Below are 23,402 nucleotides of genomic sequence, written 5' to 3'. Positions count from 1 at the left end.
CATTTTTCGTATTCAACATGCGTGGTCAAACGCCGCGCTTACTCAAGAAGATTTGACTATGACGTTGTCTCCTTATTTGCAAGAGGTGGCCAAACGCCGCACTTTTGCCATTATTTCTCACCCGGACGCCGGTAAAACCACCATTACCGAAAAAGTGTTGCTGTTCGGACAGGCGATTCAGACCGCCGGTACGGTAAAAGGCCGTGGCTCCAGCCAACATGCAAAATCTGACTGGATGGAGATGGAAAAACAGCGTGGTATCTCTATCACCACCTCGGTGATGCAGTTCCCGTATCACGACTGTCTGGTGAACCTGCTGGACACCCCGGGGCACGAAGACTTCTCCGAAGATACCTACCGTACCCTGACGGCGGTGGACTGCTGTCTGATGGTGATCGACGCCGCAAAAGGTGTTGAAGACAGGACTCGTAAGCTGATGGAAGTTACCCGTCTGCGTGATACGCCGATCCTGACCTTTATGAACAAACTCGACCGTGACATCCGCGACCCGATGGAGCTGCTGGATGAAGTGGAAAATGAGCTGAAAATCGGCTGCGCGCCGATCACCTGGCCGATTGGCTGCGGCAAGCTGTTTAAGGGCGTTTATCACCTTTATAAAGATGAAACTTATCTGTATCAGACCGGTAAGGGCCACACCATTCAGGAAGTGCGCATCGTTAAAGGGCTGAATAACCCGGATCTGGATGCCGCCGTCGGTGAAGATCTGGCGCAACAGCTGCGCGACGAGCTGGAACTGGTGCAGGGCGCGTCTAACGAGTTTGATGAAGAGCTGTTCCTGGCAGGGGAAATTACCCCGGTATTTTTCGGTACCGCGCTGGGTAACTTTGGCGTTGACCATATGCTGGATGGTTTAGTGGCGTGGGCGCCCGCGCCGATGCCGCGTCAAACCGATACCCGCACAGTGGAAGCCTCGGAAGAGAAATTCACCGGTTTTGTCTTTAAAATTCAGGCCAATATGGACCCGAAACACCGCGACCGCGTGGCGTTTATGCGCGTGGTTTCCGGTAAGTATGAGAAGGGCATGAAGCTACGCCAGGTCCGTACCGGCAAAGATGTGGTGATTTCCGACGCGTTAACTTTTATGGCGGGCGACCGTTCGCACGTTGAAGAAGCGTACCCGGGCGATATTTTGGGTCTGCATAACCACGGCACCATTCAGATCGGCGATACCTTCACTCAGGGCGAGATGATGAAGTTTACCGGTATCCCGAACTTTGCGCCGGAACTGTTCCGTCGTATTCGCCTGAAAGATCCGCTCAAGCAGAAGCAGCTACTGAAAGGGCTGGTGCAGCTTTCTGAAGAGGGGGCGGTTCAGGTATTCCGTCCCATCTCCAACAACGATCTGATTGTCGGCGCCGTGGGCGTTTTGCAGTTTGACGTTGTTGTCGCGCGCCTGAAAAGCGAATACAACGTTGAGGCGATTTATGAATCCGTCAACGTGGCGACGGCGCGCTGGGTGGAAAGCGCCGATGCGAAGAAATTCGAAGAGTTTAAGCGTAAGAATGAAACGCAACTGGCGCTGGATGGCGGCGACAACCTTACCTATATCGCCCCCACGATGGTTAACCTGAACCTGACCCAGGAACGTTACCCTGACGTTCAGTTCCGTAAAACGCGCGAACACTGATCCCTTTCCGGGCGCGGCATCCGCCGCGCCTTCGTACTTTCCCTGCCTTTTTAACCGCTTACGGAATGTTCTTAAATCCCGCGTTTTTTCTCCGATCTGCCTGTTTTTTATACGCACCGACAAGCGATTTTAAAATTGTGATCTATATTTAACAAAGTGATGACATAAATGTCGGCTTTAATGCCTGTTCAATGCGTGAATATGAGAGCTTAAAGCTGAGATTTGTTTCAGTCACGATATTAATAACTGAAACGGAAGGGTGGCAGGCGACGCGTCGTTACAAATTCACGAATGTGATGCCAGTCATTGACTTCAGAAACCGGTGAGTTTCACCGCATTCAGCAATGCAACCTCGTGTTGCCTGAGCTCAAATTACGAGCAAACTATACAGGACAAAATCGATGACTATGACAAGACTGAAGATTTCTAAAACTCTGCTGGCCGTAATGTTGACCTCTGCTGTTGCGACAGGTTCTGCCTTTGCAGAAAACGCAACAACGGACAAGGCGCAAAGCGGAACCGAAACCACAGGGCAAAAAGTCGATAGCTCTATGAATAAAGTCGGTAACTTCATGGATGACAGCGCCATCACTGCGAAAGTCAAAGCTGCGCTGGTAGACCATGACAATATTAAAAGCACCGATATTTCTGTCGAAACCAATCAGAAAGTCGTCACCCTGAGCGGCTTTGTAGAAAGCCAGGCGCAGGCTGAAGCCGCCGTGAAAGTGGCGAAAGGCGTAGAAGGCGTGACCTCCGTTAGCGACAAACTTCATGTTCGCGACAATAAAGAAGGTTCCATGAAAGGCTATGCCGGCGATACGGCCACGACCAGTGAAGTCAAAGCCAAGTTGCTGGCGGACGATCTCGTCCCTTCCCGTAAAGTGAAAGTGGAAACGACCGATGGTGTCGTACAGCTCTCCGGTACCGTTGAAACTCAGGAACAAAGCGACCGCGCTGAAAGCATCGCGAAAGCCGTTGATGGCGTAAAAAGTGTTAAAAACGATCTGAAAGTTCAGTAATTCGTCGTAATTCGTCCTCCCGACGTTTGTCGGGAGGCGTAATGTGCACCACACTAAAAATATCGCGAATGAGTAGCCTGAGCGCTCATATTTAGCGGTCGACATTAACTATGGTAAAGGAGAGGCTTATGTTTCGTTGGGGCATCATATTTCTGGTTATCGCGTTAATTGCCGCCGCATTGGGTTTTGGTGGACTGGCTGGTACGGCTGCCGGCGCGGCGAAAATCGTCTTCGTCGTCGGGATCGTGCTCTTCCTGGTCAGCCTGTTCATGGGCCGTAAACGACCCTAGCAGGCAGCTGTAAAGATATATTGCTATCAAGCCAGTCCAGCGGACTGGCTTTTACGGTTTTAGCCGTTAACGTTTTGCGTTACCTTGTCAGCCTGGAAAAAAAATGAAAAACAGGAAGGCAGAGGTGGGCCAGCGAATACCGGTTACGCTCGGCAATATTGCGCCGTTATCATTAACACCGTTCCGGCCAGGCCGTATGGCGCTGGTCTGCGAGGGTGGCGGGCAGCGGGGCATCTTTACCGCAGGCGTGCTGGATGAGTTTATGCGCGCGCAGTTTAATCCTTTCCATCTCTACTTCGGCACATCAGCCGGTGCGCAAAATCTCTCGGCGTATCTCTGCAACCAGCCCGGCTACGGGCGCAAAGTCATTATGCGCTATACCACCAGGCGCGAATTTTTTGATCCGCTGCGATTTGTACGCGGAGGAAACCTTATTGACCTCGACTGGCTGGTGGAGTCCACCGCCGCCCGAATGCCGCTGCAGATGGATACCGCAGCGCGCCTGTTCGACAGCGGAAAATCCTTTTATATGTGCGCCTGCCGGGGGGATGATTACACGCCGGGCTATTTCTCGCCGACAAAACAAAACTGGCTTGATATCATTCGCGCCTCCAGCGCCATACCGGGTTTCTACCGTACCGGCGTTACGTTAGAGGGCATCAACTATCTGGACGGTGGCATTAGCGACGCCATTCCGGTTCAGGAGGCGGCAAAGCGGGGGGCGAAAACCATTGTGGTGATCCGCACCGTACCCTCGCAAATGTATTACACGCCGCAGTGGTTTAAGCGTATGGAGCGCTGGCTGGGAGAGAGCAGTCTACAGCCGTTGGTCAACCTGGTGCAGCATCATGAAACGTCCTACAGCGCGATCCAACAATTTATTGAAAAGCCGCCGGGTAAGCTGCGGATCATTGAAATTTATCCGCCGAAACCGCTGCACAGCATGGCGCTGGGCAGCCGTATCCCGGCGCTGCGTGAGGATTACAAAACCGGGCAATTATGCGGGCGTTATTTCCTTGCCACCGTTGGTAAATTGCTCGCCGCAACGCCGCCTCTCTTGCGCCATAAGTCGCGGATTGCTGTGCCGGAAACGGTGGTCGTGCCTCCGGCGCCGGTGGCCAATGATACGCATGTGGCGGAGGTCATTAGCGCGCCGCAGGCAAACGACACCACATTTACCGACGAGGATCTGGCGTGAGCTGGCGCTTTATCGATACGCATTGCCACTTTGATTTCCCGCCCTTTACGGGCGATGAGCGCGCCAGTATTCAGCGTGCCTGTGAAGCGGGCGTTGAAAAAATCATCGTGCCGGCGACCGAGGCGGCTCACTTCCCCCGCGTGCTGGCGCTGGCGGCGCGTTTCCCGTCGCTTTATGCTGCGCTGGGATTGCACCCCATTGTGATTGAGCGTCATGCCGATGACGATCCTGATAAGCTACAACAGGCGCTGGCGCAACAACAGAACGTCGTGGCGGTAGGCGAGATCGGTCTCGATCTCTATCGCGACGATCCGCAGTTCGCCAGGCAAGAGCGATTTTTAGACGCGCAACTGCAACTGGCAAAACGCTACGATCTGCCGGTGATCCTGCACTCGCGGCGCACGCATGACAAACTGGCGATGCACGTAAAGCGCCAGGATCTGCCGCGAACCGGTGTGGTGCATGGTTTTGCCGGCAGTCTGCAACAGGCCGAACGCTTTGTGCGACTGGGCTATAAAATCGGCGTCGGCGGCACCATCACCTACCCGCGCGCCAGTAAAACCCGTGATGTTATGGCGCGGTTGCCGCTGGACGCGCTGTTGCTGGAGACCGATGCGCCGGATATGCCGCTAAAGGGGTTTCAGGGGCAGCCGAACCGCCCGGAGCAGGCGGCGCGCGTATTTGATGCGCTCTGTGAATTACGTCCGGAGCCCGCAGAGGTGATAGCCGATACGCTGTATCGCAATACCATTACCTTGTTTCGGCTCTGAGGGCATCGCAGCCGCCATCTGGCAGGCGACGCTTACAAATATAGCGCCGGCAAAATCAGCTTCGCCACCCCACGCGCGCGCAATCCGTCAGCCAGCCGTTCCACCTCTTGCGGCGTCGCGCCTGGCCAGGCTTTCGCTTCGCCATAGACGCCATGCGCATGAAAGGCATTCAGACGCACCGGAACCTCGCCCAGCGAAGTAATAAATGCCGCCAGTGAATCGATATGCGCCGCATAGTCCACCTGACCCGGGATAACCAGCAACCGCAGCTCCGCCAGTTTTCCCCGCGCAGCAAGAAAGCGGATACTGTGCTTAATATGCGTGTTATCACGTCCGGTCAGACGGTGATGACACTCGCTCTTCCAGGCTTTCAGATCGAGCATTACGCCGTCACAAACCAGCAGTAGTTTTTGCCAGCCGGTCTCGCTTAACTGACCATTACTGTCCACCAGACAGGTCAGCCGTTGTAACTGTGGATCGGCTTTGATCGCCGTAAATAGCGCCACAATAAACGGTAATTGCGTGGTCGCCTCTCCGCCGCTGACGGTAATACCTTCAATAAACAGCGATGCTTTACGAATATGACGCAGCACATCGTCAACGCTCATGGTTTGCGCCATTGGCGTTGCCTGCTGTGGGCACATTTTCAGGCAGGTATCGCACTGCTCGCAGACGTCCGACCGCCATACCACTTTCCCGCCATCAACGCTGAGGGCGTGGTGCGGACACTGCGATACGCATTCCCCGCAGTCGTTACAGCGTCCCATCGTCCACGGGTTATGGCAATTCTTGCAGCGCAAATTGCAGCCCTGTAAGAATAATGCCAGGCGGCTGCCTGGCCCATCGACGCAGGAAAACGCAATGATCTTACTGACTAAAGCGCATCTGTTGTTCATGGCTGACTACGCGTGGCTGTCGTTCCAGGATGCGGGTATTACGTGCGGCTTCTTCTCCCAGCCAGGTGGTATTCGTGCGCGAGCCTTCGGCGCGAAATTTCGCCAGATCCGACAGGCGCACCATATAACCGGTGACGCGCACCAGATCGTTACCGCTGACATTGGCGGTAAATTCCCGCATCCCGGCTTTGAACGCGCCAAGACAAAGCTGGACCAACGCCTGCGGATTACGCTTGATGGTTTCGTCCAGCGTCAGAATGTCGCTGATCCCGGCATGATAAAAGGCATGGTGCGGTGCGACGGTTTGCAAATGGGTGATAGGGTCCGGTTCATCGCCATACGGCAGACGCGCGCCCGGCGTAGTGCCGATATCGGAACTGATGCCAGACTGGGCATGGAGCAGCGCCCGTTGCTTCCAGCCATACTTCACTGGCGTATTTTCGACGAAATCCGCCAGTTGGGCGCTGATACGGTAGCCCAGCTCGTTCGCCGTTTCATTCTTGCCGTAACGGGCGGTCAGGCCCGCGTTTTCGCACAGCAGGTTCACGGCTTCCGCCAGCCCGTACATACCGAACATCGGCGCAAAACGTTCGGGATCGATCAAACCTTCCTGTACAAGAAAGCTATTCTCAAAGAAATGTGACTTTTCATAGAGGAATTCACATCGTGAATTAATGATGGCGATCTGCTGTCGGCAGTAGTGCGGTAGCGTGCGTGAAAAGAAGTCATCGACAGACGTACTGCGTTCTGCCACGGCTTTCAGGTTGAGACGTACCAGCGTACTGCCGCCGCCGCCAAGCGGTAGCGAGTTATAACAACTGACGATGCCATAATGGCCTTTTGTGAAAATTTTATCATTTACAGGGCCATTGGAAATGTGTGGCTTACTGCATTCGCAAATGTTTTTTGCGACCTCCAGCAGCAGATCGTCCGGCGTAATTTCCGCATCGTAGATAAACGTCAGGTTAGGCGCCACCTGCTTTAGCTCGGCATCAGCGCGCAAAATTGCTCGTGTGACAGGCGTATCGGCAGGGCCAATATTGGCATGCATAAAGGCGTCTGGCAGCGTTCTGTCGAGATAACGCCAGAAACGTTTTATTCGAATATCGATCGCATCTTGTGTTAGAATTCTAACATACGGTTGCAGCAACGCATCAAGCTGGCCGAGATAAACCGGCATGGACGTCACGGAAGGAACGTGATGATACAGAATGGTGAGTAGGGATAACGCATCATCCAGATCTTTCGCGCCTTCCAGTTCCAGCCACTGTGAACCGTTAGCCAGAAATCGGGCGTAATCGGGCAACACGTAGCGCGGTTTGAAGGGGGCGTGCCCCTCAAACATATCGCAAATGACGCCTTCATCCAGCGCCTGGCGGGCATCTTCCGGCAGGGTGGGATAAGGCAGGGCGTTTTCAGCTTCCAGCGCCAGAAAATGGCGTTTTTGTTCAGGCGTGAGCACCGGGCTGGTCACAATTTGCTGGCAACGCTGCTGGAGCGCAGTTTCGCATGAGGCAGGCATCTTCGTTTCCTCTTTATGCCGGGATGATGCGCTATTGTAGAAAATGGCGGCAAACCGACTTTGATCCTGATGCGCTTATCGCCCGAAGAACAGACGATGACGGCGGGATAATTTGATTCAGATCTCATTACAGTAATGCAAATTTGTACGTAGTTTTCATTAACTGTGATGTATATCGAAGTGTAATCGCGAGTGAATGTTAGAATATTAACAGACTCGCAAGGTGAAATTTTATACGGCAATGCCGTTGGAGAATGTCATGACTGATTTAAAAGCAAGCAGCCTGCGTGCGCTCAAACTGATGGATCTGACCACTCTGAACGATGACGACACCAATGAAAAAGTGATCGCGTTGTGTCATCAGGCAAAAACCCCGGTCGGGAATACGGCGGCGATTTGTATTTACCCGCGTTTTATCCCGATTGCGCGTAAAACTCTGAAAGAACAAGGTACGCCGGACATCCGCATTGCAACGGTGACTAACTTCCCGCATGGCAATGATGACATCGATATTGCGCTGGCGGAAACCCGTGCGGCGATCGCCTACGGCGCTGACGAAGTGGACGTGGTATTCCCGTACCGCGCGTTGATCGCCGGTAACGAGCAGGTGGGTTTTGACCTGGTAAAAGCCTGTAAAGACGCTTGTGCCGCAGCGAACGTATTGCTGAAAGTGATCATCGAAACCGGCGAGCTGAAAGAAGAGGCGCTGATTCGCAAAGCCTCTGAAATCTCCATCAAAGCCGGTGCGGATTTCATCAAAACCTCTACCGGTAAAGTGCCGGTAAACGCTACGCCGGAAAGCGCGCGCATCATGATGGAAGTGATCCGCGACATGGGCGTTTCCAAAACCGTTGGCTTCAAACCGGCGGGCGGCGTACGTACGGCGGAAGACGCGCAGAAATTCCTCGCGATTGCAGACGAACTGTTTGGCGCTGACTGGGCAGATTCTCGTCACTACCGCTTTGGCGCATCCAGCCTGCTGGCAAGCCTGCTGAAAGCGCTGGGTCACGGCGACGGTAAGAGCGCCAGCAGCTACTAAGCTCTGATTTGCCGGATGGCGCTGCGCTTATCCGGCCTACAAATCCAGGCCTGTAGGCCGGATAAGGCGTTAGCCGCCATCCGGCGATGTAAGCCTTCTACTCTTTTCCCTCAGGAGGGTACCGTGTTTCTCGCACAAGAAATTATTCGTAAAAAGCGTGATGGTCATGCGTTGAGTGACGAAGAAATTCGTTTCTTTATCAATGGTATTCGTGACAATACTATCTCTGAAGGGCAGATTGCCGCCCTGGCGATGACCATCTTCTTCCACGATATGACCATGCCGGAGCGTGTTTCGCTGACCATGGCGATGCGGGATTCCGGTACTGTCCTTGACTGGAAAAGCCTGAATCTCAATGGCCCGATTGTCGATAAGCATTCGACCGGCGGCGTAGGGGACGTGACGTCTCTGATGTTGGGGCCAATGGTAGCGGCCTGCGGCGGTTATGTGCCGATGATCTCCGGTCGCGGTCTCGGACATACCGGCGGTACGCTCGACAAACTGGAAGCGATCCCGGGCTTCGATATCTTCCCGGACGACAACCGTTTCCGCGAAATTATTCAAGACGTGGGTGTGGCGATTATTGGGCAAACCAGCTCGCTTGCACCGGCGGACAAACGTTTTTACGCCACCCGCGATATTACCGCGACGGTGGACTCTATTCCGCTGATCACCGGTTCCATCCTCGCCAAGAAACTGGCCGAAGGACTGGATGCGCTGGTAATGGACGTCAAAGTCGGCAGCGGCGCGTTTATGCCGACCTATGAACTTTCTGAAGCCCTTGCTGAAGCGATTGTCGGCGTGGCAAACGGCGCGGGAGTTCGCACTACGGCGTTGTTAACCGATATGAACCAGGTGCTGGCTTCGAGCGCCGGTAACGCGGTGGAAGTGCGTGAAGCCGTGCAGTTCCTGACCGGTGAATACCGCAATCCGCGCTTGTTTGACGTCACTATGGCGCTATGTGTGGAGATGCTGATCTCCGGCCAGCTGGCGAAAGACGACGCCGAAGCGCGTGCGAAATTACAGGCGGTGCTGGATAACGGTAAAGCGGCAGAAGTCTTTGGTCGTATGGTGGCCGCGCAGAAAGGGCCAAGCGATTTCGTTGAGAACTACGATAAATACTTGCCGACCGCCATGTTGAGCAAAGCGGTATATGCTGATACCGAAGGGTTTATCAGCGCAATGGATACGCGTGCGCTGGGGATGGCGGTCGTCTCGATGGGCGGCGGCCGTCGTCAGGCGTCTGATACCATTGATTACAGCGTTGGCTTTACCGACATGGCCCGTCTGGGCGACAGCATCGACGGGCAGCGCCCGCTGGCGGTGATTCATGCCAAAGACGAAGCCAGTTGGCAGGAAGCGGCGAAGGCCGTCAAAGCGGCAATTATCCTTGACGATAAAGCGCCAGCAAGCACACCTTCGGTCTATCGTCGAATTACTGAATAGTTGTATACTGATCTGATCAATTATTTTTGAAGCACTAAGTACGGAGAAGATATGAAACGTGCATTTATTATGGTGCTGGACTCATTCGGCATCGGCGCTACTGAAGACGCGGATCGTTTTGGCGACGTAGGTTCCGACACTCTGGGCCACATCGCAGAAGCTTGCGCCAAAGGCGAAGCTGACAATGGCCGTAAGGGCCCGTTGAATCTGCCTAACCTGACTCGTCTGGGGCTGGTGAAAGCGCATGAAGGCTCTACCGGTAAAATTGCCGCCGGCATGGACGGCAACGCGGACGTTATTGGCGCATACGCATGGGCGCACGAACTGTCCTCCGGGAAAGATACGCCGTCTGGCCACTGGGAAATCGCCGGTGTTCCGGTTCTGTTTGACTGGGGTTATTTCAGCGACCACGAAAACAGCTTCCCGCAGGAACTGCTGGATAAGCTGGTAAAACGCGCCAACCTGCCGGGCTATCTCGGTAACTGCCACTCTTCCGGTACGGTCATTCTGGACCAGCTCGGCGAAGAGCACATGAAAACCGGCAAGCCGATTTTTTACACCTCCGCTGACTCCGTGTTCCAGATTGCCTGCCACGAAGAGACCTTTGGCCTGGATAAACTCTACGAGCTGTGCGAAATCGCCCGTGAAGAGCTGACCGAAGGCGGCTACAACATTGGCCGCGTGATCGCGCGTCCGTTTATCGGCGACAAGGCCGGTAACTTCCAGCGTACCGGCAACCGTCACGACCTGGCCGTAGAACCGCCAGCGCCGACCGTGCTGCAGAAACTGGTCGATGAAAAACAGGGCCACGTGGTGTCCGTCGGTAAGATTGCCGACATCTACGCCAACTGCGGCATCACTAAGAAAGTGAAAGCGACCGGTCTGGACGCGCTGTTCGACGCGACCCTCAAAGAGATGAAAGAAGCGGGCGATAAAACCATCGTCTTCACTAACTTCGTTGACTTCGACTCTTCCTGGGGCCACCGTCGCGACATCGCGGGCTACGCCGCAGGTCTGGAGCTGTTTGACCGCCGTCTGCCGGAGCTGATGGAGCTGGTGGGTGAAGATGACATTCTGATCCTGACCGCTGACCACGGCTGTGACCCGAGCTGGACCGGTACTGACCATACCCGTGAGCACATTCCGGTGCTGGTCTACGGTCCAAAAGTCAAACCTGGCTCTTTAGGTCACCGTGAAACCTTCGCGGATATCGGCCAGACGCTGGCGACCTACTTTGGTACATCGCCAATGGACTACGGTAAAAACATGCTGTGATACCCGTTGCCGGATGGCGCTACGCTTATCCGGCCTACGAGGAACCGTTTTGTAGGCCTGATAAGGCGTAGCCGCCATCAGGCAATAACAACAAATTTAAAGGGAACTGAAGATGGCAACTCCACATATTAATGCAGAAATGGGTGATTTCGCTGACGTCGTATTGATGCCGGGCGACCCGCTGCGTGCGAAGCACATTGCTGAGACTTTCCTCGAAGATGTCCGCGAAGTGAACAACGTTCGCGGCATGTTAGGTTTCACCGGGACTTACAAAGGCCGTAAGATCTCCGTGATGGGCCACGGTATGGGTATCCCGTCCTGCTCCATCTACACCAAAGAGCTGATCACCGATTTCGGCGTGAAGAAAATCATTCGCGTCGGCTCCTGCGGCGCTGTGCGCATGGACGTCAAACTGCGCGACGTGGTGATCGGTATGGGTGCCTGCACCGACTCCAAAGTGAACCGTATCCGTTTTAAAGATCATGACTTCGCGGCTATCGCTGACTTCGACATGGTACGTAACGCGGTTGACGCGGCGAAAGCGCTGGGCGTAGATGCGCGCGTGGGCAACCTGTTCTCCGCAGACCTGTTCTACTCTCCGGACGGCGAAATGTTCGACGTGATGGAAAAATACGGCGTACTGGGCGTAGAGATGGAAGCGGCGGGCATCTACGGCGTTGCGGCTGAGTTCGGTGCGAAAGCGCTGACTATCTGCACCGTGTCCGACCACATCCGTACCCACGAGCAGACCACTGCCGCTGAGCGTCAGACGACCTTCAACGACATGATCAAAATCGCGCTGGAATCTGTGTTGCTGGGCGACCAGGAGTAAGCAGTAAATCGACCCGGACGAGGTGCGTCAAGGCCTGGTCCGGGTAATGTCAGCGTTATATCAAATCTCTTCTGATAATCTATTCATCTTTCCTCTCGCTCTCTCTTTGTTTGTATTGACAATCAAAGGTCTGTGTCCTTAAATCCATTCAAGTATCTATTCATTAATCTATTCATCTATGAGCGCATTAACCGATTTGCTCTTACAGGGGCCGAGTTCCGCCGCTGAATTAAGATCATCGCTGGCCATTAGTCAGGCGACGTTCTCTCGTCTGGTTTCCGCGCATCAGGACGTCATCCAGTTTGGTAAAGCTCGTGCAACGCGCTACGCGCTTGTTCGGCCTGTTCGCGGCGTCGCGGCCTTTCCCCTCTGGAAGGTCAATGCACAAGGGCAGGCCGCTAAGTTTGGCGTTCTTTATCCGTGTTGGCCTCAGGGGAGTTGCCTGGTTGCGCTTGATACAGGTGAATGGCAATGGTTTGACAGCCTGCCATGGTATCTGACCGATCTTCGGCCACAGGGATTCCTTGGGCGAGCCTGGGGAAGGGCCGTGGCTGGGTATGCGCATTTGCCTGATGACATCCGGTTGTGGCAAGAGGATGAAGTCCTGTATGCGCTGCGGGCGTATCAGGGTGAGAATGCGGGCGGCTGGATCGTGGGTGAGGAAAATTACCAGCGTTGGGTGACCGCGCCGGATGCGACGGCGATTATGCAGGCCGAAAAACTCAACCGCTATCAACAACTGGCGGAAGATGCGCTCGCAGGTGAGGTCATCGGCTCTTCAGCTGGTGGTGAGCAGCCTAAATTTGCCTGTTTTGCAGAAACAAGATGGGGCAATCAGAACGTACTGGTGAAATTCAGCGCGCGTGAAAGGAACGCCGTTTCTGAACGCTGGAGCGACCTCTTGATTGCCGAGTCCATCGCATTAGCCGTGCTTTCTGCTGCCAGCATCAACGCCAGCTCAGCCACGGCTATTTGCAGCGAGGGAGGACAGGTCTTTCTGGAAAGCATTCGCTTCGACTGCACCGGGATACGTGGTCGTCGGCAAATTGTTTCCCTGGAGGCGTTGCAAGGCGAGTATGCATCTTCGCCAGGCATCTGGCCGGTGGTCACGCATCGGCTTGCCGGGCAGGGCATTATAGATGCTGTTGCCCATCAGCAAATTGAGAAAATTTGGGCGTTTGGTCGGCTTATCGCCAACAGCGATATGCATGCGGGTAACCTCTCGTTTTATTACTCCGATGCCCCGATGGCGCTCGCGCCTGTCTATGATATGTTGCCGATGGCTTACGCTCCGGCGGCATCGGGCATGTTGCGCTACGCGCCTGTCGACCTTCGTGTGGAGGCCACAATCGATAAGAAAGCGTGGGAATTTGCCTTGCCGTTGGCCGAGCGCTTTTGGGTGCTGGTCGCTGATGATAAACGCATCAGCGCGGGCTTTCAGGAGATTGCCCGCGCGATGGTGGGAAAATTGAAGTTAGCCGCGCAGACCATCGGGCGGCTGGCGTAGACGCTTAGCGTACAGCTTGAGCCATCCACGCAGCCAGTTCCCGCAGCTCACCTTTCTGAGCCGGGAATTCAGCAATTAAAGATTCGCAGGCCTGCTCCAACACATCCACTCGATACTGGCAGCCTTGTAAACGCTCGCCTAAGGCTTCCAGCGGTGCCGGGTTCAGGCTATCGGTAAACGCTTGTGCGCGGGTAATCACACCTTTCTCGACGTCAAAATGCAGCTCGACGCCGCCCCAGGTGAAACGCTCGTCCAGTAGATGGCTGAACGCCGGGGCCTGGCCGAAATTCCACTCCCAACTGCTCTGGCGCGCAAAGGTTTCGGCAAAATTCGGTAGATCCGGCGTTTTATCCGGTGAGATCACTTCCGCGTCGACGCGTTCGCCGTAATGGGCGAAAAAGGCTTCCGTGACCGCCTGGCAGACCTGTTCATGGGTGATACCCGGTAATAGCTCGGTAAGATTAGCCACGCGGGAGCGAACGGAGGTAATCCCTTTCGCCGCAAGTTTCTTTTTATCCGGATTCAGATAGTTCGCCAGACGGCTGAGGTCGGCGTTCAGCAGCAGCGTACCGTGATGGAAGCCGCGATCTTTGGTTTCGCGATAGGCTGAACCGGAGACTTTGCGATCGCCGTCCGGCGTTTTTACGACCAGATCGTTGCGTCCCGAAGCATCGGCCATGACACCCAGCGAATTCAGCGCCGCGAGCACAATATGGGTGGAGATGGTTTTATCGTATTCCGGTTTACCGGTCATAAAGGTAAAGCAGGTATTACCGAGGTCATGGAATACCGCGCCGCCGCCGCTGCTACGGCGGGCCAGACGGACGTTATCTTCTTCCATACGCCGCGTATTACACTCTTTCCACGGGTTTTGCGCGCGTCCAATGACCACCGTATCCGCGTTGCGCCACAGGAACAGCACGCGCTGGGTGGCGGGCATCTGGCGGAAAATGCACTCCTCGACCGCCAGGTTAAACCAGGGGTCATAAGAGTCAGAAATAAGCAGGCGTAATGTTGTCATGGTGGTTTTCCTTACCTTTATTAAGCCGTCATTTTACTCTTTTTCCTCACGCTCTTCCTCTTCCGGAACAGGCTTGCTGGCCGTTAACAGGAAGGGCGACTGCTGCCAGCGGGTGCGTTTACCTTGTAGCAAGGTACGCGTCAGCACCACGCCTATCGCCAGCGAGAGTAGCAGCATCAGGCGTAGAATGTTGGTGGTGTTATCGACCTGTTTTGCTTCGGTGGCCAGCGTGTGGGTATCCAGCGTCAGACGCAGGTAACCCAAGGGGCCGTTTTTCCCCTGGATAGGCTCGACAATTTGTTGGTTAAAATAGCTGCCCGCTTTTTTGCCATCCAGCGCCAGCCTGTCGCGCACATTGACGCTTTCGCCAGCGCGAGTAATAAGATCGCCCTGTTCATCATAGACGCCGGCATCCAGAATACGGCTCTCTTGCGTGAGCTGACGCAGCACGGCGTTGATGCGATTTTCATCCGGTGTTTCGCTGCGCATCAGCGGGGCGATGTTGAGCGTCACCTGGCGCGCCAGCGTGCGGGCCAGCTCTTCCAGCTGCGGATTGCGCTGTCGCTGGTGGTTTTGACTGAACCAGGACGCGCCCTGCATAAGCGCGACGAGCAGTGTGAGACAGAACAATACAATGACTGCACGATGCAGCCGAAATTTCAGTTTTGCGCGAGCCATATTCCACCTGCTGAAAATTTGAGGCTTAATGTTGCCAGAAGCGATGGTTACAAGGTAGCCTCATGCGTTATTTTCCGCGGGGCGGTTACCGGCCTGAACGATTTACAGGAGCTTTAATGCCTAACATTACCTGGTGCGATCTGCCTGAAGATGTCTCTTTATGGCCTGGTTTGCCTCTTTCTTTAAGCGGCGACGAGGTGATGCCTCTGGATTACCATGCAGGCCGCAGCGGTTGGCTGCTGTATGGGCGCGGGCTGGATAAGCAGCGTTTAACTCAATATCAGACCAAACTGGGCGCCGCAATGGTGATTGTCGCCGCCTGGTGCGTGGAGGATTATCAGGTCATTCGTCTGGCGGGGTCGCTGACGCCGCGTGCGACGCGGCTGGCGCATGAGGCGCAGCTGGATGTCGCGCCGCTGGGTAAAATTCCGCATCTGCGCACGCCGGGGCTGCTGGTGATGGATATGGATTCCACGGCGATCCAAATTGAGTGTATCGATGAAATCGCGAAGCTGGCCGGTACCGGTGAGAAGGTGGCTGAAGTGACGGAGCGCGCGATGCGCGGCGAGCTTGATTTTACCGCCAGCCTGCGCAGCCGCGTGGCGACGCTGAAAGGCGCGGATGCCGATATTTTGCGCCAGGTGCGCGGGAATCTGCCGCTAATGCCAGGATTAACGCAGTTGGTGCTAAAACTGGAAGCGCTTGGCTGGAAAATCGCTATCGCCTCCGGCGGCTTCACTTTCTTCGCCGACTATCTGCGTGACCAGCTACGTCTGACGGCGGCAGTCGCCAATGAGCTGGAGATCATGGACGGTAAATTTACCGGCCACGTTATCGGCGATATTGTGGATGCTGAGTGTAAAGCCAATACCTTGCTTCGTCTGGCGCAAGAGCATGACATCCCGCTGGCGCAGACGGTGGCGATTGGCGACGGCGCTAACGATCTGCCAATGATCAAAGCGGCAGGGTTAGGTATTGCCTTCCATGCCAAGCCAAAAGTAAACGAAAAGACGGAGATTACGATCCGCCACGCTGATCTGATGGGCGTGTTTTGCATTCTCTCCGGCAGCATGAACCAGAAATGATTAACCTGCCCAATGGCAAGGCGACCGTAGGCCGGATAAGCGCCAGCGCCATCCGGCAACAGCGTTAACGAAAGAGGTAAAACGTGGCAAAAGCTCCAAAACGCGCCTTTGTTTGTAATGAATGTGGGGCCGATTACCCGCGCTGGCAGGGGCAATGCAGCGCCTGCCATGCCTGGAACACCATTACCGAGGTGCGCCTTGCCGCATCGCCGACGGTGGCGCGTAACGAACGTCTGAGCGGATACGCCGGCAGTGCGGGCGTATCAAAAGTGCAGAAACTGTCTGACATCAGTCTTGAGGAACTGCCGCGCTTTTCTACCGGTTTTAAAGAGTTTGACCGCGTGCTGGGCGGCGGGGTGGTACCCGGCAGCGCCATTTTGATTGGCGGTAATCCCGGCGCGGGCAAATCAACGTTGCTGCTACAAACGCTGTGCAAGCTCGCCGAGCAGATGAAAACGCTGTACGTCACCGGCGAAGAATCGCTACAGCAGGTGGCGATGCGCGCGCATCGGCTTGGCCTGCCGACGGCGAATCTGAATATGCTGTCGGAAACCAGCATCGAACAAATTTGCCTGATTGCCGAAGAAGAACAGCCGAAACTGATGGTGATCGACTCCATACAGGTGATGCATATGGCGGACATCCAGTCGTCGCCAGGCAGCGTCGCCCAGGTCCGCGAAACGGCCGCCTACCTGACGCGCTTCGCCAAAACGCGCGGCGTGGCGATCGTGATGGTCGGCCACGTCACCAAAGACGGGTCGCTGGCGGGGCCGAAAGTGCTGGAACACTGTATCGATTGCTCAGTATTGCTCGACGGCGACGCCGATTCTCGTTTCCGCACGCTGCGCAGCCACAAAAACCGCTTTGGCGCAGTCAATGAGCTGGGCGTCTTCGCCATGACCGAACAGGGGTTGCGCGAAGTGAGCAATCCGTCCGCCATCTTTTTAAGCCGCGGCGATGAGGTCACTTCCGGTAGTTCAGTGATGGTCGTCTGGGAAGGTACGCGACCGTTGCTGGTGGAGATTCAGGCGCTGGTCGATCACTCGATGATGGCGAACCCCAGACGCGTGGCGGTCGGTCTGGAACAAAACCGTCTGGCAATCCTGCTGGCGGTGCTGCACCGACACGGCGGTCTGCAAATGTCGGATCAGGACGTCTTCGTCAACGTGGTCGGCGGCGTGAAAGTCACCGAAACCAGCGCGGATCTGGCTTTACTGCTGGCGATGGTCTCCAGCCTGCGTGACAGGCCGTTGCCGCAGGATCTGGTGGTGTTTGGCGAAGTGGGGCTGGCAGGCGAGATTCGTCCGGTGCCGAGCGGGCAGGAGCGTATTTCCGAGGCGGCGAAACACGGTTTTCGTCGGGCGATTGTGCCTGCCGCCAACGTACCGAAAAAGCCGCCGGAAGGAATGCAGGTGTTCGGTGTTAAAAAGCTCGCAGATGCGTTAAGCGTGTTTGACGACTTATAATTCGCTGTATGCAGTGATGTTGTATAATTTGCCGGATGGCGACGCAATGCGTCTTATCCGGCCTACGGATTGATACGGATTGATGTTGTAGGCCTGATAAGCGAAGCGCCATCAGGCAGTGTTATGCGATTTTTCCAGCAGGAGGCTCTTGTGTCATCGTTCGACTATCTCAAAACCGCGATTAAGCAGCAAGGTTGCACTCTGCAACAGGTGGCTGACGCCAGCGGTATGACCAAGGGGTATCTGAGTCAGTTACTTAACGCCAAAATCAAAAGCCCCAGCGCGCAAAAACTGGAGGCGCTACACCGTTTTCTCGGGCTGGAGTTTCCCCGCCGACAGAAAAACATTGGCGTGGTGTTCGGTAAATTTTATCCATTGCATACCGGACACATCTACTTGATCCAGCGCGCCTGTAGCCAGGTGGATGAGTTGCACATCATTATGGGATATGACGATACGCGCGACCGCGGGCTGTTTGAGGATAGCGCCATGTCGCAGCAGCCCACCGTGTCGGATCGCCTGCGCTGGTTATTGCAAACCTTCAAATACCAAAAAAATATTCGCATCCACGCCTTTAATGAAGAGGGGATGGAGCCTTATCCGCATGGCTGGGACGTCTGGAGCAACGGCATTAAAGCGTTTATGGCAGAGAAGGGAATACAGCCGAGCTGGATCTACACTTCCGAAGAGGCTGATGCGCCGCAGTATCTTGAGCATTTAGGGATTGAGACGGTGCTGGTCGATCCTGAACGCACGTTTATGAATATCAGCGGAGCGCAAATCCGCGAAAATCCGTTTCGTTACTGGGAATATATTCCTACCGAAGTGAAGCCGTTTTTCGTGCGTACCGTCGCGATTCTGGGCGGGGAATCAAGCGGCAAGTCTACGCTGGTCAATAAGCTCGCCAATATTTTTAATACCACCAGCGCCTGGGAATATGGCCGCGACTATGTCTTTTCGCATCTGGGCGGCGATGAGATGGCGTTACAGTATTCCGACTACGATAAAATTGCGCTGGGCCATGCGCAATATATTGATTTCGCAGTGAAATATGCGAATAAAGTGGCGTTTATCGATACCGATTTCGTCACCACCCAGGCATTTTGCAAAAAATACGAAGGGCGCGAGCATCCCTTTGTCCAGGCGCTGATCGACGAGTATCGCTTCGACCTGGTGATTTTGCTGGAGAATAATACGCCGTGGGTAGCTGACGGACTGCGAAGCCTGGGCAGTTCAGTGGATCGTAAAGCGTTCCAGAGCCTATTGGTCGAGATGCTGAAAGAAAACAACATTGAGTTCGTTCACGTTAAAGAGGCTGATTACGATGGTCGCTTTTTGCGCTGTGTGGAACTGGTGAAAGAGATGATGGGCGAGCAGGGATAAGAACCAATGCCTGATGCGACGCTTACCGCGTCTTATCAGGCCTACAGTTTCACAACGTATTGGAATCGCTGGGTTTGTAGGCCGGGTAAGCGCAAGCGCCACCCGGCATTCAGACATTTATTTGGCAATACGCTTGTACTTGATACGCTTCGGCTCCAGCGCCTCGGCGCCCAGCGTGCGTTTCTTGTACTCTTCGTATTCGGTAAAGTTGCCTTCGAAGAATTCCACCTTACCTTCATCCTGATAATCCAGAATGTGGGTGGCGATACGGTCAAGGAACCAACGGTCGTGCGAGATAACCATCGCGCAGCCAGGGAACTCCAGCAGGGCGTTTTCCAGCGCGCGCAGGGTTTCGATATCCAGGTCGTTCGTCGGTTCGTCGAGCAGCAGGACGTTGCCGCCCACCTGCAGCAGCTTCGCCAGGTGCAAACGACCGCGCTCACCGCCGGACAGTTCGCCAACGCGTTTGCCCTGATCGACGCCTTTGAAGTTGAAGCGGCCTACATAGGCGCGGCTTGGCATTTCGGTATTGCCGATCTTCATGATATCCAGCCCGCCGGACACTTCTTCCCAGACGGTTTTGCTGTTGTCCATCGCGTCGCGGAACTGATCGACCGAGGCCAGCTTGACGGTTTCACCCAGCGTAATGGTGCCGCTATCAGGCTGCTCCTGACCGGACATCATGCGGAACAGGGTCGATTTACCCGCGCCGTTTGGCCCGATGATCCCGACGATAGCGCCTTTCGGCACAGAGAAGCTCAGGTCATCGATCAGTACGCGGTCGCCGTAGGATTTACGCAGGTTGCTGACTTCAATGACTTTGTCGCCCAGACGCGGTCCTGGTGGAATAAACAGTTCGTTGGTTTCGTTACGTTTCTGATACTCAACGCTGTTCAGTTCTTCAAAGCGAGCCAGACGCGCCTTACCTTTCGACTGACGGCCTTTCGCGCCCTGACGCACCCACTCCAGCTCTTTCTCAATGGATTTACGGCGCGCCGCTTCGGCAGACGCTTCCTGCGCCAGACGCTGATCTTTCTGCTCCAGCCAGGAGGAGTAGTTGCCTTCCCACGGAATACCTTCGCCGCGGTCAAGTTCCAGAATCCAACCGGCGACGTTATCGAGGAAGTAACGGTCGTGGGTAATCGCCACGACGGTGCCTTCGAAGTCGTGCAGGAAACGTTCCAGCCACGCAACAGATTCGGCATCCAGGTGGTTGGTGGGTTCGTCGAGCAGCAGCATGTCCGGCTTTTCCAGCAACAGACGGCACAGCGCCACGCGGCGGCGCTCGCCGCCGGACAGTTTTTCGACTTTGGCATCCCAGTCCGGCAGACGCAGGGCGTCAGCAGCGCGCTCAAGCTGCACGTTCAGGTTATGACCGTCGTGCGCCTGGATAATCTCTTCAAGCCGGCCTTGCTCTGCCGCCAGCTTGTCGAAGTCGGCATCCGGATCGGCATACAGCGCGTACACTTCATCCAGACGTTTGAGGGCGTTAACCACTTCCGAAACGGCCTCTTCAATCGACTCGCGTACCGTATGTTCCGGGTTTAGCTGAGGTTCCTGCGGCAGGTAGCCAATCTTAATGCCGGGCTGCGGGCGCGCTTCGCCCTCGATATCTTTATCGAGACCCGCCATGATGCGCAGCAGGGTGGACTTACCGGCGCCGTTAAGGCCCAGCACGCCGATTTTGGCGCCAGGGAAGAAGCTCAGCGAGATGTTTTTCAGAATATGACGTTTCGGCGGAACCACTTTGCCGACACGATGCATGGTATAAACGAATTGAGCCACGTTGGACTTCGCCTCTATGTTTATCGTGATGGTGAATAGATTTCAAAGGCGAAGTGTAGCCTTTTTCCCTGCCTAAGCCCAGCCAGCAGATCGCACTCGCAATAAAAGTAAAAAAGTGTCCGTAACGTGGCGCAAATGGCTATGACTGGTTAGCATAAATTCATTACGCGGCATGATGCTGCATTGGATAACAATTGAGGAAGAGCTTGTGGATAGAGCCAAACCATTTGTCTGGCGTCTCGTCGCCGCCAGCGTATGCCTGCTGACCTTTTGTCACCTCGCGCGGGCCGACTCACTGGAAGAGCAGCGTAACCGCTATGCGCAGATTAAGCAGGCCTGGGACAACCGCCAGATGGATGTGGTAGAGCAGATGATGCCGGGTCTGAAAGATTATCCGCTCTACCCGTATCTGGAATACCGTAAGATCACCGACGATTTGATGAACCAACCGGCGATTGCTGTCACGCAGTTTGTGCGCGCCAATCCTACGCTTCCGCCTGCGCGTACGCTGCAATCACGCTTCGTCAATGAGCTGGCGCGTCGTGAAGACTGGCGCGGCTTGCTGGCGTTTAGCCCGGAGAAACCCGGCACCACGGAAGCGCAATGTAACTATTACTACGCGAAATGGAGTACCGGGCAAACGGAAGCGGCCTGGCAGGGCGCGAAAGACCTTTGGCTGACCGGCAAAAGTCAGCCGAATGCCTGCGATAAACTGTTCAGCGTCTGGCGGGCCTCCGGCAAGCAAGACCCGCTGGCGTATCTGGAACGTATTCGGCTGGCGATGAAAGCCGGGAATACGGGGTTGGTTACGGTGCTGGCCGGACAGATGCCGGCGGAATATCAAACGATCGCCTCAGCGATCATTACCCTCGCTAATGATCCTAATAACGTGTTGACCTTCGCACGCACCACCGGCGCCACCGATTTTACCCGCCAGATGGCGGAAGTCGCGTTTGCCAGCGTCGCCCGCCAGGACGCGGAAAATGCGCGTCTGATGATCCCCTCGCTGGTACAGGCGCAGAAACTTAATGAGGAACAAACGCAGGCGCTGCGCGATATCGTTGCCTGGCGACTGATGGGCAACGATGTGACCGATGCGCAGGCGAAATGGCGCGATGACGCGATTATGCGCTCGCAATCGACGTCGCTTATTGAGCGGCGCGTGCGTATGGCGCTGGGGATGGGCGATCGTCGCGGTCTCAATACCTGGCTTGCCCGACTGCCGATGGAGGCGAAAGAGAAAGACGAGTGGCGTTACTGGCAGGCGGATTTATTGCTGGAGCGCGGTCGTGACGCCGAAGCGAAAGAGATCCTTCATGCTTTAATGCAGAAGCGCGGTTTTTATCCGATGGTCGCGGCGCAGCGTTTAGGCGAAGAGTACACGCTTAAAATCGATAAAGCGCCCGCCGGCGTAAACAGCGCGTTGACGCAGGGGCCGGAGATGGCGCGTGTACGGGAGCTGATGTACTGGAACCTGGATAACACGGCGCGCAGCGAATGGGCGAATCTGGTAAAAAGCCGTAGTAAATCTGAACAGGCGCAGCTGGCGCGCTATGCGTTTAACCAGCACTGGTGGGATCTGAGCGTACAGGCGACGATCGCCGGAAAACTGTGGGATCATCTGGAGGAGCGTTTCCCGCTGGCATATAACGATCTTTTTACCCGCTATACCCGCGGAAAAGATATCTCACAAAGCTATGCCATGGCGATTGCCCGCCAGGAGAGCGCCTGGAACCCGAAAGTAAAATCACCGGTAGGGGCCAGCGGTTTAATGCAGATTATGCCGGGAACGGCCACCCATACGGTGAAAATGTTTTCGATTCCGGACTACCGCGGCCCCGGCCAACTGCTGGAGCCGGAGACCAACATCAACATTGGCACCAGCTATTTGCAGTATGTCTATCAGCAGTTTGGCAATAACCGCATTTTCGCCTCGGCGGCGTATAACGCCGGGCCGGGACGCGTGCGCACCTGGCTTGGCAATAGCGCCGGGCGTATTGATGCCGTAGCGTTTGTCGAAAGCATTCCCTTTTCGGAAACGCGCGGCTACGTGAAAAACGTTCTGGCCTATGACGCTTACTATCGCCACTTTATGGGGCAGAAAGAGGCCTTAATGAGCGACTCTGAGTGGCAGCGACGGTATTAATGCAGACGGGTTATGTTATCATTTGTACTCGTGTAACAGTACAAACGGCGGCATAACATGACCCAGCATTCCCCTTATTCATCGGCTATCGCCGAACAACGTAATCAGGAGTGGCTTCGTTTTGTGGAGTTACTCCGTCAGGCATATGCAGAGGATCTGCATCTGCCTTTATTACAACTGATGCTTACGCCGGACGAGCGTGAAGCGCTGGGAACGCGCGTGCGCATTATTGAGGAGTTGCTGCGTGGCGAAATGAGCCAGCGCGAGTTGAAAACCGAGCTGGGGGCGGGCATCGCCACCATCACGCGCGGGTCAAACAGCCTGAAATCCGCGCCGGTTGAACTGCGTCATTGGCTTGAGAATGTACTGCTGAAAAGCGCCTGATTTGCTCGTAGG

General features: G+C 55.2%; 20 protein-coding genes. 15 read left to right on the top strand and 5 right to left on the bottom strand.

Annotated elements, in window-relative coordinates:
• Positions 1 to 58 precede the first annotated feature (58 nt).
• From prfC to ACLD11_RS05705, 5 genes are all read left to right on the top strand, one after another.
• Positions 59 to 1,648 carry a peptide chain release factor 3 gene (prfC, locus tag ACLD11_RS05725; RefSeq protein ID WP_000175965.1) on the top strand — a complete coding sequence of 530 codons (1,590 nt, stop codon included), beginning with the start codon at positions 59 to 61 and terminating at the stop codon, positions 1,646 to 1,648.
• A 401-nt stretch (positions 1,649 to 2,049) separates the two neighbouring features.
• Positions 2,050 to 2,667 carry a molecular chaperone OsmY gene (osmY, locus tag ACLD11_RS05720; protein WP_411011628.1) on the top strand — a complete coding sequence of 206 codons (618 nt, stop codon included), beginning with the start codon at positions 2,050 to 2,052 and terminating at the stop codon, positions 2,665 to 2,667.
• Between the two features lie 128 nt (positions 2,668 to 2,795).
• Complete coding sequence (locus ACLD11_RS05715) at positions 2,796 to 2,957, top strand: DUF1328 domain-containing protein (RefSeq protein WP_000490276.1); 162 nt, start codon at positions 2,796 to 2,798, stop codon at positions 2,955 to 2,957.
• A gap of 124 nt (positions 2,958 to 3,081) precedes the next feature.
• Positions 3,082 to 4,155 carry a patatin family protein gene (locus ACLD11_RS05710; RefSeq protein WP_411014667.1) on the top strand — a complete coding sequence of 358 codons (1,074 nt, stop codon included), beginning with the start codon at positions 3,082 to 3,084 and terminating at the stop codon, positions 4,153 to 4,155.
• Positions 4,152 to 4,925 (top strand): metal-dependent hydrolase, encoded by a 774-nt coding sequence (locus ACLD11_RS05705; protein ID WP_079966174.1) that lies wholly within the window; start codon positions 4,152 to 4,154, stop codon positions 4,923 to 4,925. The genes ACLD11_RS05710 and ACLD11_RS05705 overlap by 4 nt, the downstream gene beginning before the upstream one ends.
• 32 nt (positions 4,926 to 4,957) lie before the next feature.
• Here the strand turns inward: ACLD11_RS05705 and ACLD11_RS05700 are convergent, their stop codons facing one another.
• Both ACLD11_RS05700 and ACLD11_RS05695 read right to left on the bottom strand, forming a co-directional pair.
• Positions 4,958 to 5,821 (bottom strand): YjjW family glycine radical enzyme activase, encoded by an 864-nt coding sequence (locus ACLD11_RS05700; RefSeq protein ID WP_411014654.1) that lies wholly within the window; start codon positions 5,819 to 5,821, stop codon positions 4,958 to 4,960.
• Positions 5,793 to 7,343: a YjjI family glycine radical enzyme gene (locus ACLD11_RS05695; protein WP_001111690.1), complete on the bottom strand. Its 1,551-nt coding sequence runs from the start codon at positions 7,341 to 7,343 to the stop codon at positions 5,793 to 5,795. Before ACLD11_RS05695 ends, ACLD11_RS05700 begins: the two co-directional genes overlap by 29 nt.
• 259 nt (positions 7,344 to 7,602) lie before the next feature.
• Here ACLD11_RS05695 and deoC point away from each other — a divergent pair, with 259 nt between their 5' ends.
• From deoC to yjjJ, 5 genes are all read left to right on the top strand, one after another.
• Positions 7,603 to 8,382, top strand: coding sequence for a deoxyribose-phosphate aldolase (deoC, locus tag ACLD11_RS05690; protein ID WP_001519713.1), 780 nt, complete (start codon positions 7,603 to 7,605; stop codon positions 8,380 to 8,382).
• A 123-nt stretch (positions 8,383 to 8,505) separates the two neighbouring features.
• Entirely contained in the window at positions 8,506 to 9,828 is a 1,323-nt protein-coding gene (gene deoA / locus ACLD11_RS05685) for a thymidine phosphorylase (protein ID WP_000477838.1), read from the top strand.
• Between the two features lie 51 nt (positions 9,829 to 9,879).
• Entirely contained in the window at positions 9,880 to 11,103 is a 1,224-nt protein-coding gene (gene deoB, locus ACLD11_RS05680; protein WP_411014653.1) for a phosphopentomutase, read from the top strand.
• Between the two features lie 112 nt (positions 11,104 to 11,215).
• Positions 11,216 to 11,935 (top strand): purine-nucleoside phosphorylase, encoded by a 720-nt coding sequence (deoD, locus tag ACLD11_RS05675; protein WP_000224865.1) that lies wholly within the window; start codon positions 11,216 to 11,218, stop codon positions 11,933 to 11,935.
• Positions 11,936 to 12,113: 178 nt separating this feature from the next.
• On the top strand, positions 12,114 to 13,442 hold the full coding sequence (gene yjjJ, locus ACLD11_RS05670; RefSeq protein ID WP_411014652.1) for a type II toxin-antitoxin system HipA family toxin YjjJ: 1,329 nt from the start codon (positions 12,114 to 12,116) through the stop codon (positions 13,440 to 13,442).
• Positions 13,443 to 13,446: 4 nt separating this feature from the next.
• On the opposite strand, the gene lplA is transcribed toward yjjJ, so the two are convergent.
• On the bottom strand, positions 13,447 to 14,463 hold the full coding sequence (gene lplA / locus ACLD11_RS05665; RefSeq protein WP_411014651.1) for a lipoate--protein ligase LplA: 1,017 nt from the start codon (positions 14,461 to 14,463) through the stop codon (positions 13,447 to 13,449).
• A gap of 33 nt (positions 14,464 to 14,496) precedes the next feature.
• Positions 14,497 to 15,141 carry a YtjB family periplasmic protein gene (locus tag ACLD11_RS05660; protein WP_000090067.1) on the bottom strand — a complete coding sequence of 215 codons (645 nt, stop codon included), beginning with the start codon at positions 15,139 to 15,141 and terminating at the stop codon, positions 14,497 to 14,499.
• Positions 15,142 to 15,257: 116 nt separating this feature from the next.
• On the opposite strand from ACLD11_RS05660, the gene serB reads away from it, so the two are divergent.
• From serB to nadR, 3 genes are all read left to right on the top strand, one after another.
• On the top strand, positions 15,258 to 16,226 hold the full coding sequence (gene serB, locus ACLD11_RS05655; protein WP_411014650.1) for a phosphoserine phosphatase: 969 nt from the start codon (positions 15,258 to 15,260) through the stop codon (positions 16,224 to 16,226).
• Between the two features lie 83 nt (positions 16,227 to 16,309).
• Entirely contained in the window at positions 16,310 to 17,692 is a 1,383-nt protein-coding gene (gene radA / locus ACLD11_RS05650) for a DNA repair protein RadA (RefSeq protein ID WP_001029710.1), read from the top strand.
• Positions 17,693 to 17,842: 150 nt separating this feature from the next.
• Positions 17,843 to 19,075, top strand: a complete 1,233-nt coding sequence (gene nadR / locus ACLD11_RS05645; protein ID WP_001519486.1) for a multifunctional transcriptional regulator/nicotinamide-nucleotide adenylyltransferase/ribosylnicotinamide kinase NadR — start codon at positions 17,843 to 17,845, stop codon at positions 19,073 to 19,075.
• Positions 19,076 to 19,192: 117 nt separating this feature from the next.
• Here the strand turns inward: nadR and ettA are convergent, their stop codons facing one another.
• Positions 19,193 to 20,860: an energy-dependent translational throttle protein EttA gene (gene ettA / locus ACLD11_RS05640; protein WP_000046770.1), complete on the bottom strand. Its 1,668-nt coding sequence runs from the start codon at positions 20,858 to 20,860 to the stop codon at positions 19,193 to 19,195.
• A 208-nt stretch (positions 20,861 to 21,068) separates the two neighbouring features.
• Between ettA and sltY the strand changes: the two genes are divergently transcribed.
• Positions 21,069 to 23,006 (top strand): murein transglycosylase, encoded by a 1,938-nt coding sequence (sltY, locus tag ACLD11_RS05635; protein WP_411014649.1) that lies wholly within the window; start codon positions 21,069 to 21,071, stop codon positions 23,004 to 23,006.
• Positions 23,007 to 23,063: 57 nt separating this feature from the next.
• On the top strand, positions 23,064 to 23,390 hold the full coding sequence (trpR, locus tag ACLD11_RS05630) for a trp operon repressor (RefSeq protein ID WP_000192004.1): 327 nt from the start codon (positions 23,064 to 23,066) through the stop codon (positions 23,388 to 23,390).
• Positions 23,391 to 23,402: the final 12 nt, after the last annotated feature.

It is taken from the genome of Salmonella sp. 741265116_PST (genome assembly GCF_046567715.1).
In the GTDB taxonomy this organism is placed as follows: domain Bacteria; phylum Pseudomonadota; class Gammaproteobacteria; order Enterobacterales; family Enterobacteriaceae; genus Salmonella; species Salmonella enterica.
This window is presented reverse-complemented; position numbering and strand designations above follow the sequence as displayed.

Coding starts and splice junctions, on each gene's coding strand:
- prfC (WP_000175965.1), top strand. CDS start 59: ATGACGTTGTCTCCTTATTTGCAAGAGGTGGCCAAACGCCGCACTTTT.
- osmY (WP_411011628.1), top strand. CDS start 2,050: ATGACTATGACAAGACTGAAGATTTCTAAAACTCTGCTGGCCGTAATG.
- ACLD11_RS05715 (WP_000490276.1), top strand. CDS start 2,796: ATGTTTCGTTGGGGCATCATATTTCTGGTTATCGCGTTAATTGCCGCC.
- ACLD11_RS05700 (WP_411014654.1), bottom strand. CDS start 5,821: ATGAACAACAGATGCGCTTTAGTCAGTAAGATCATTGCGTTTTCCTGC.
- ACLD11_RS05695 (WP_001111690.1), bottom strand. CDS start 7,343: ATGCCTGCCTCATGCGAAACTGCGCTCCAGCAGCGTTGCCAGCAAATT.
- deoC (WP_001519713.1), top strand. CDS start 7,603: ATGACTGATTTAAAAGCAAGCAGCCTGCGTGCGCTCAAACTGATGGAT.
- deoB (WP_411014653.1), top strand. CDS start 9,880: ATGAAACGTGCATTTATTATGGTGCTGGACTCATTCGGCATCGGCGCT.
- deoD (WP_000224865.1), top strand. CDS start 11,216: ATGGCAACTCCACATATTAATGCAGAAATGGGTGATTTCGCTGACGTC.
- yjjJ (WP_411014652.1), top strand. CDS start 12,114: ATGAGCGCATTAACCGATTTGCTCTTACAGGGGCCGAGTTCCGCCGCT.
- lplA (WP_411014651.1), bottom strand. CDS start 14,463: ATGACAACATTACGCCTGCTTATTTCTGACTCTTATGACCCCTGGTTT.
- ACLD11_RS05660 (WP_000090067.1), bottom strand. CDS start 15,141: ATGGCTCGCGCAAAACTGAAATTTCGGCTGCATCGTGCAGTCATTGTA.
- serB (WP_411014650.1), top strand. CDS start 15,258: ATGCCTAACATTACCTGGTGCGATCTGCCTGAAGATGTCTCTTTATGG.
- trpR (WP_000192004.1), top strand. CDS start 23,064: ATGACCCAGCATTCCCCTTATTCATCGGCTATCGCCGAACAACGTAAT.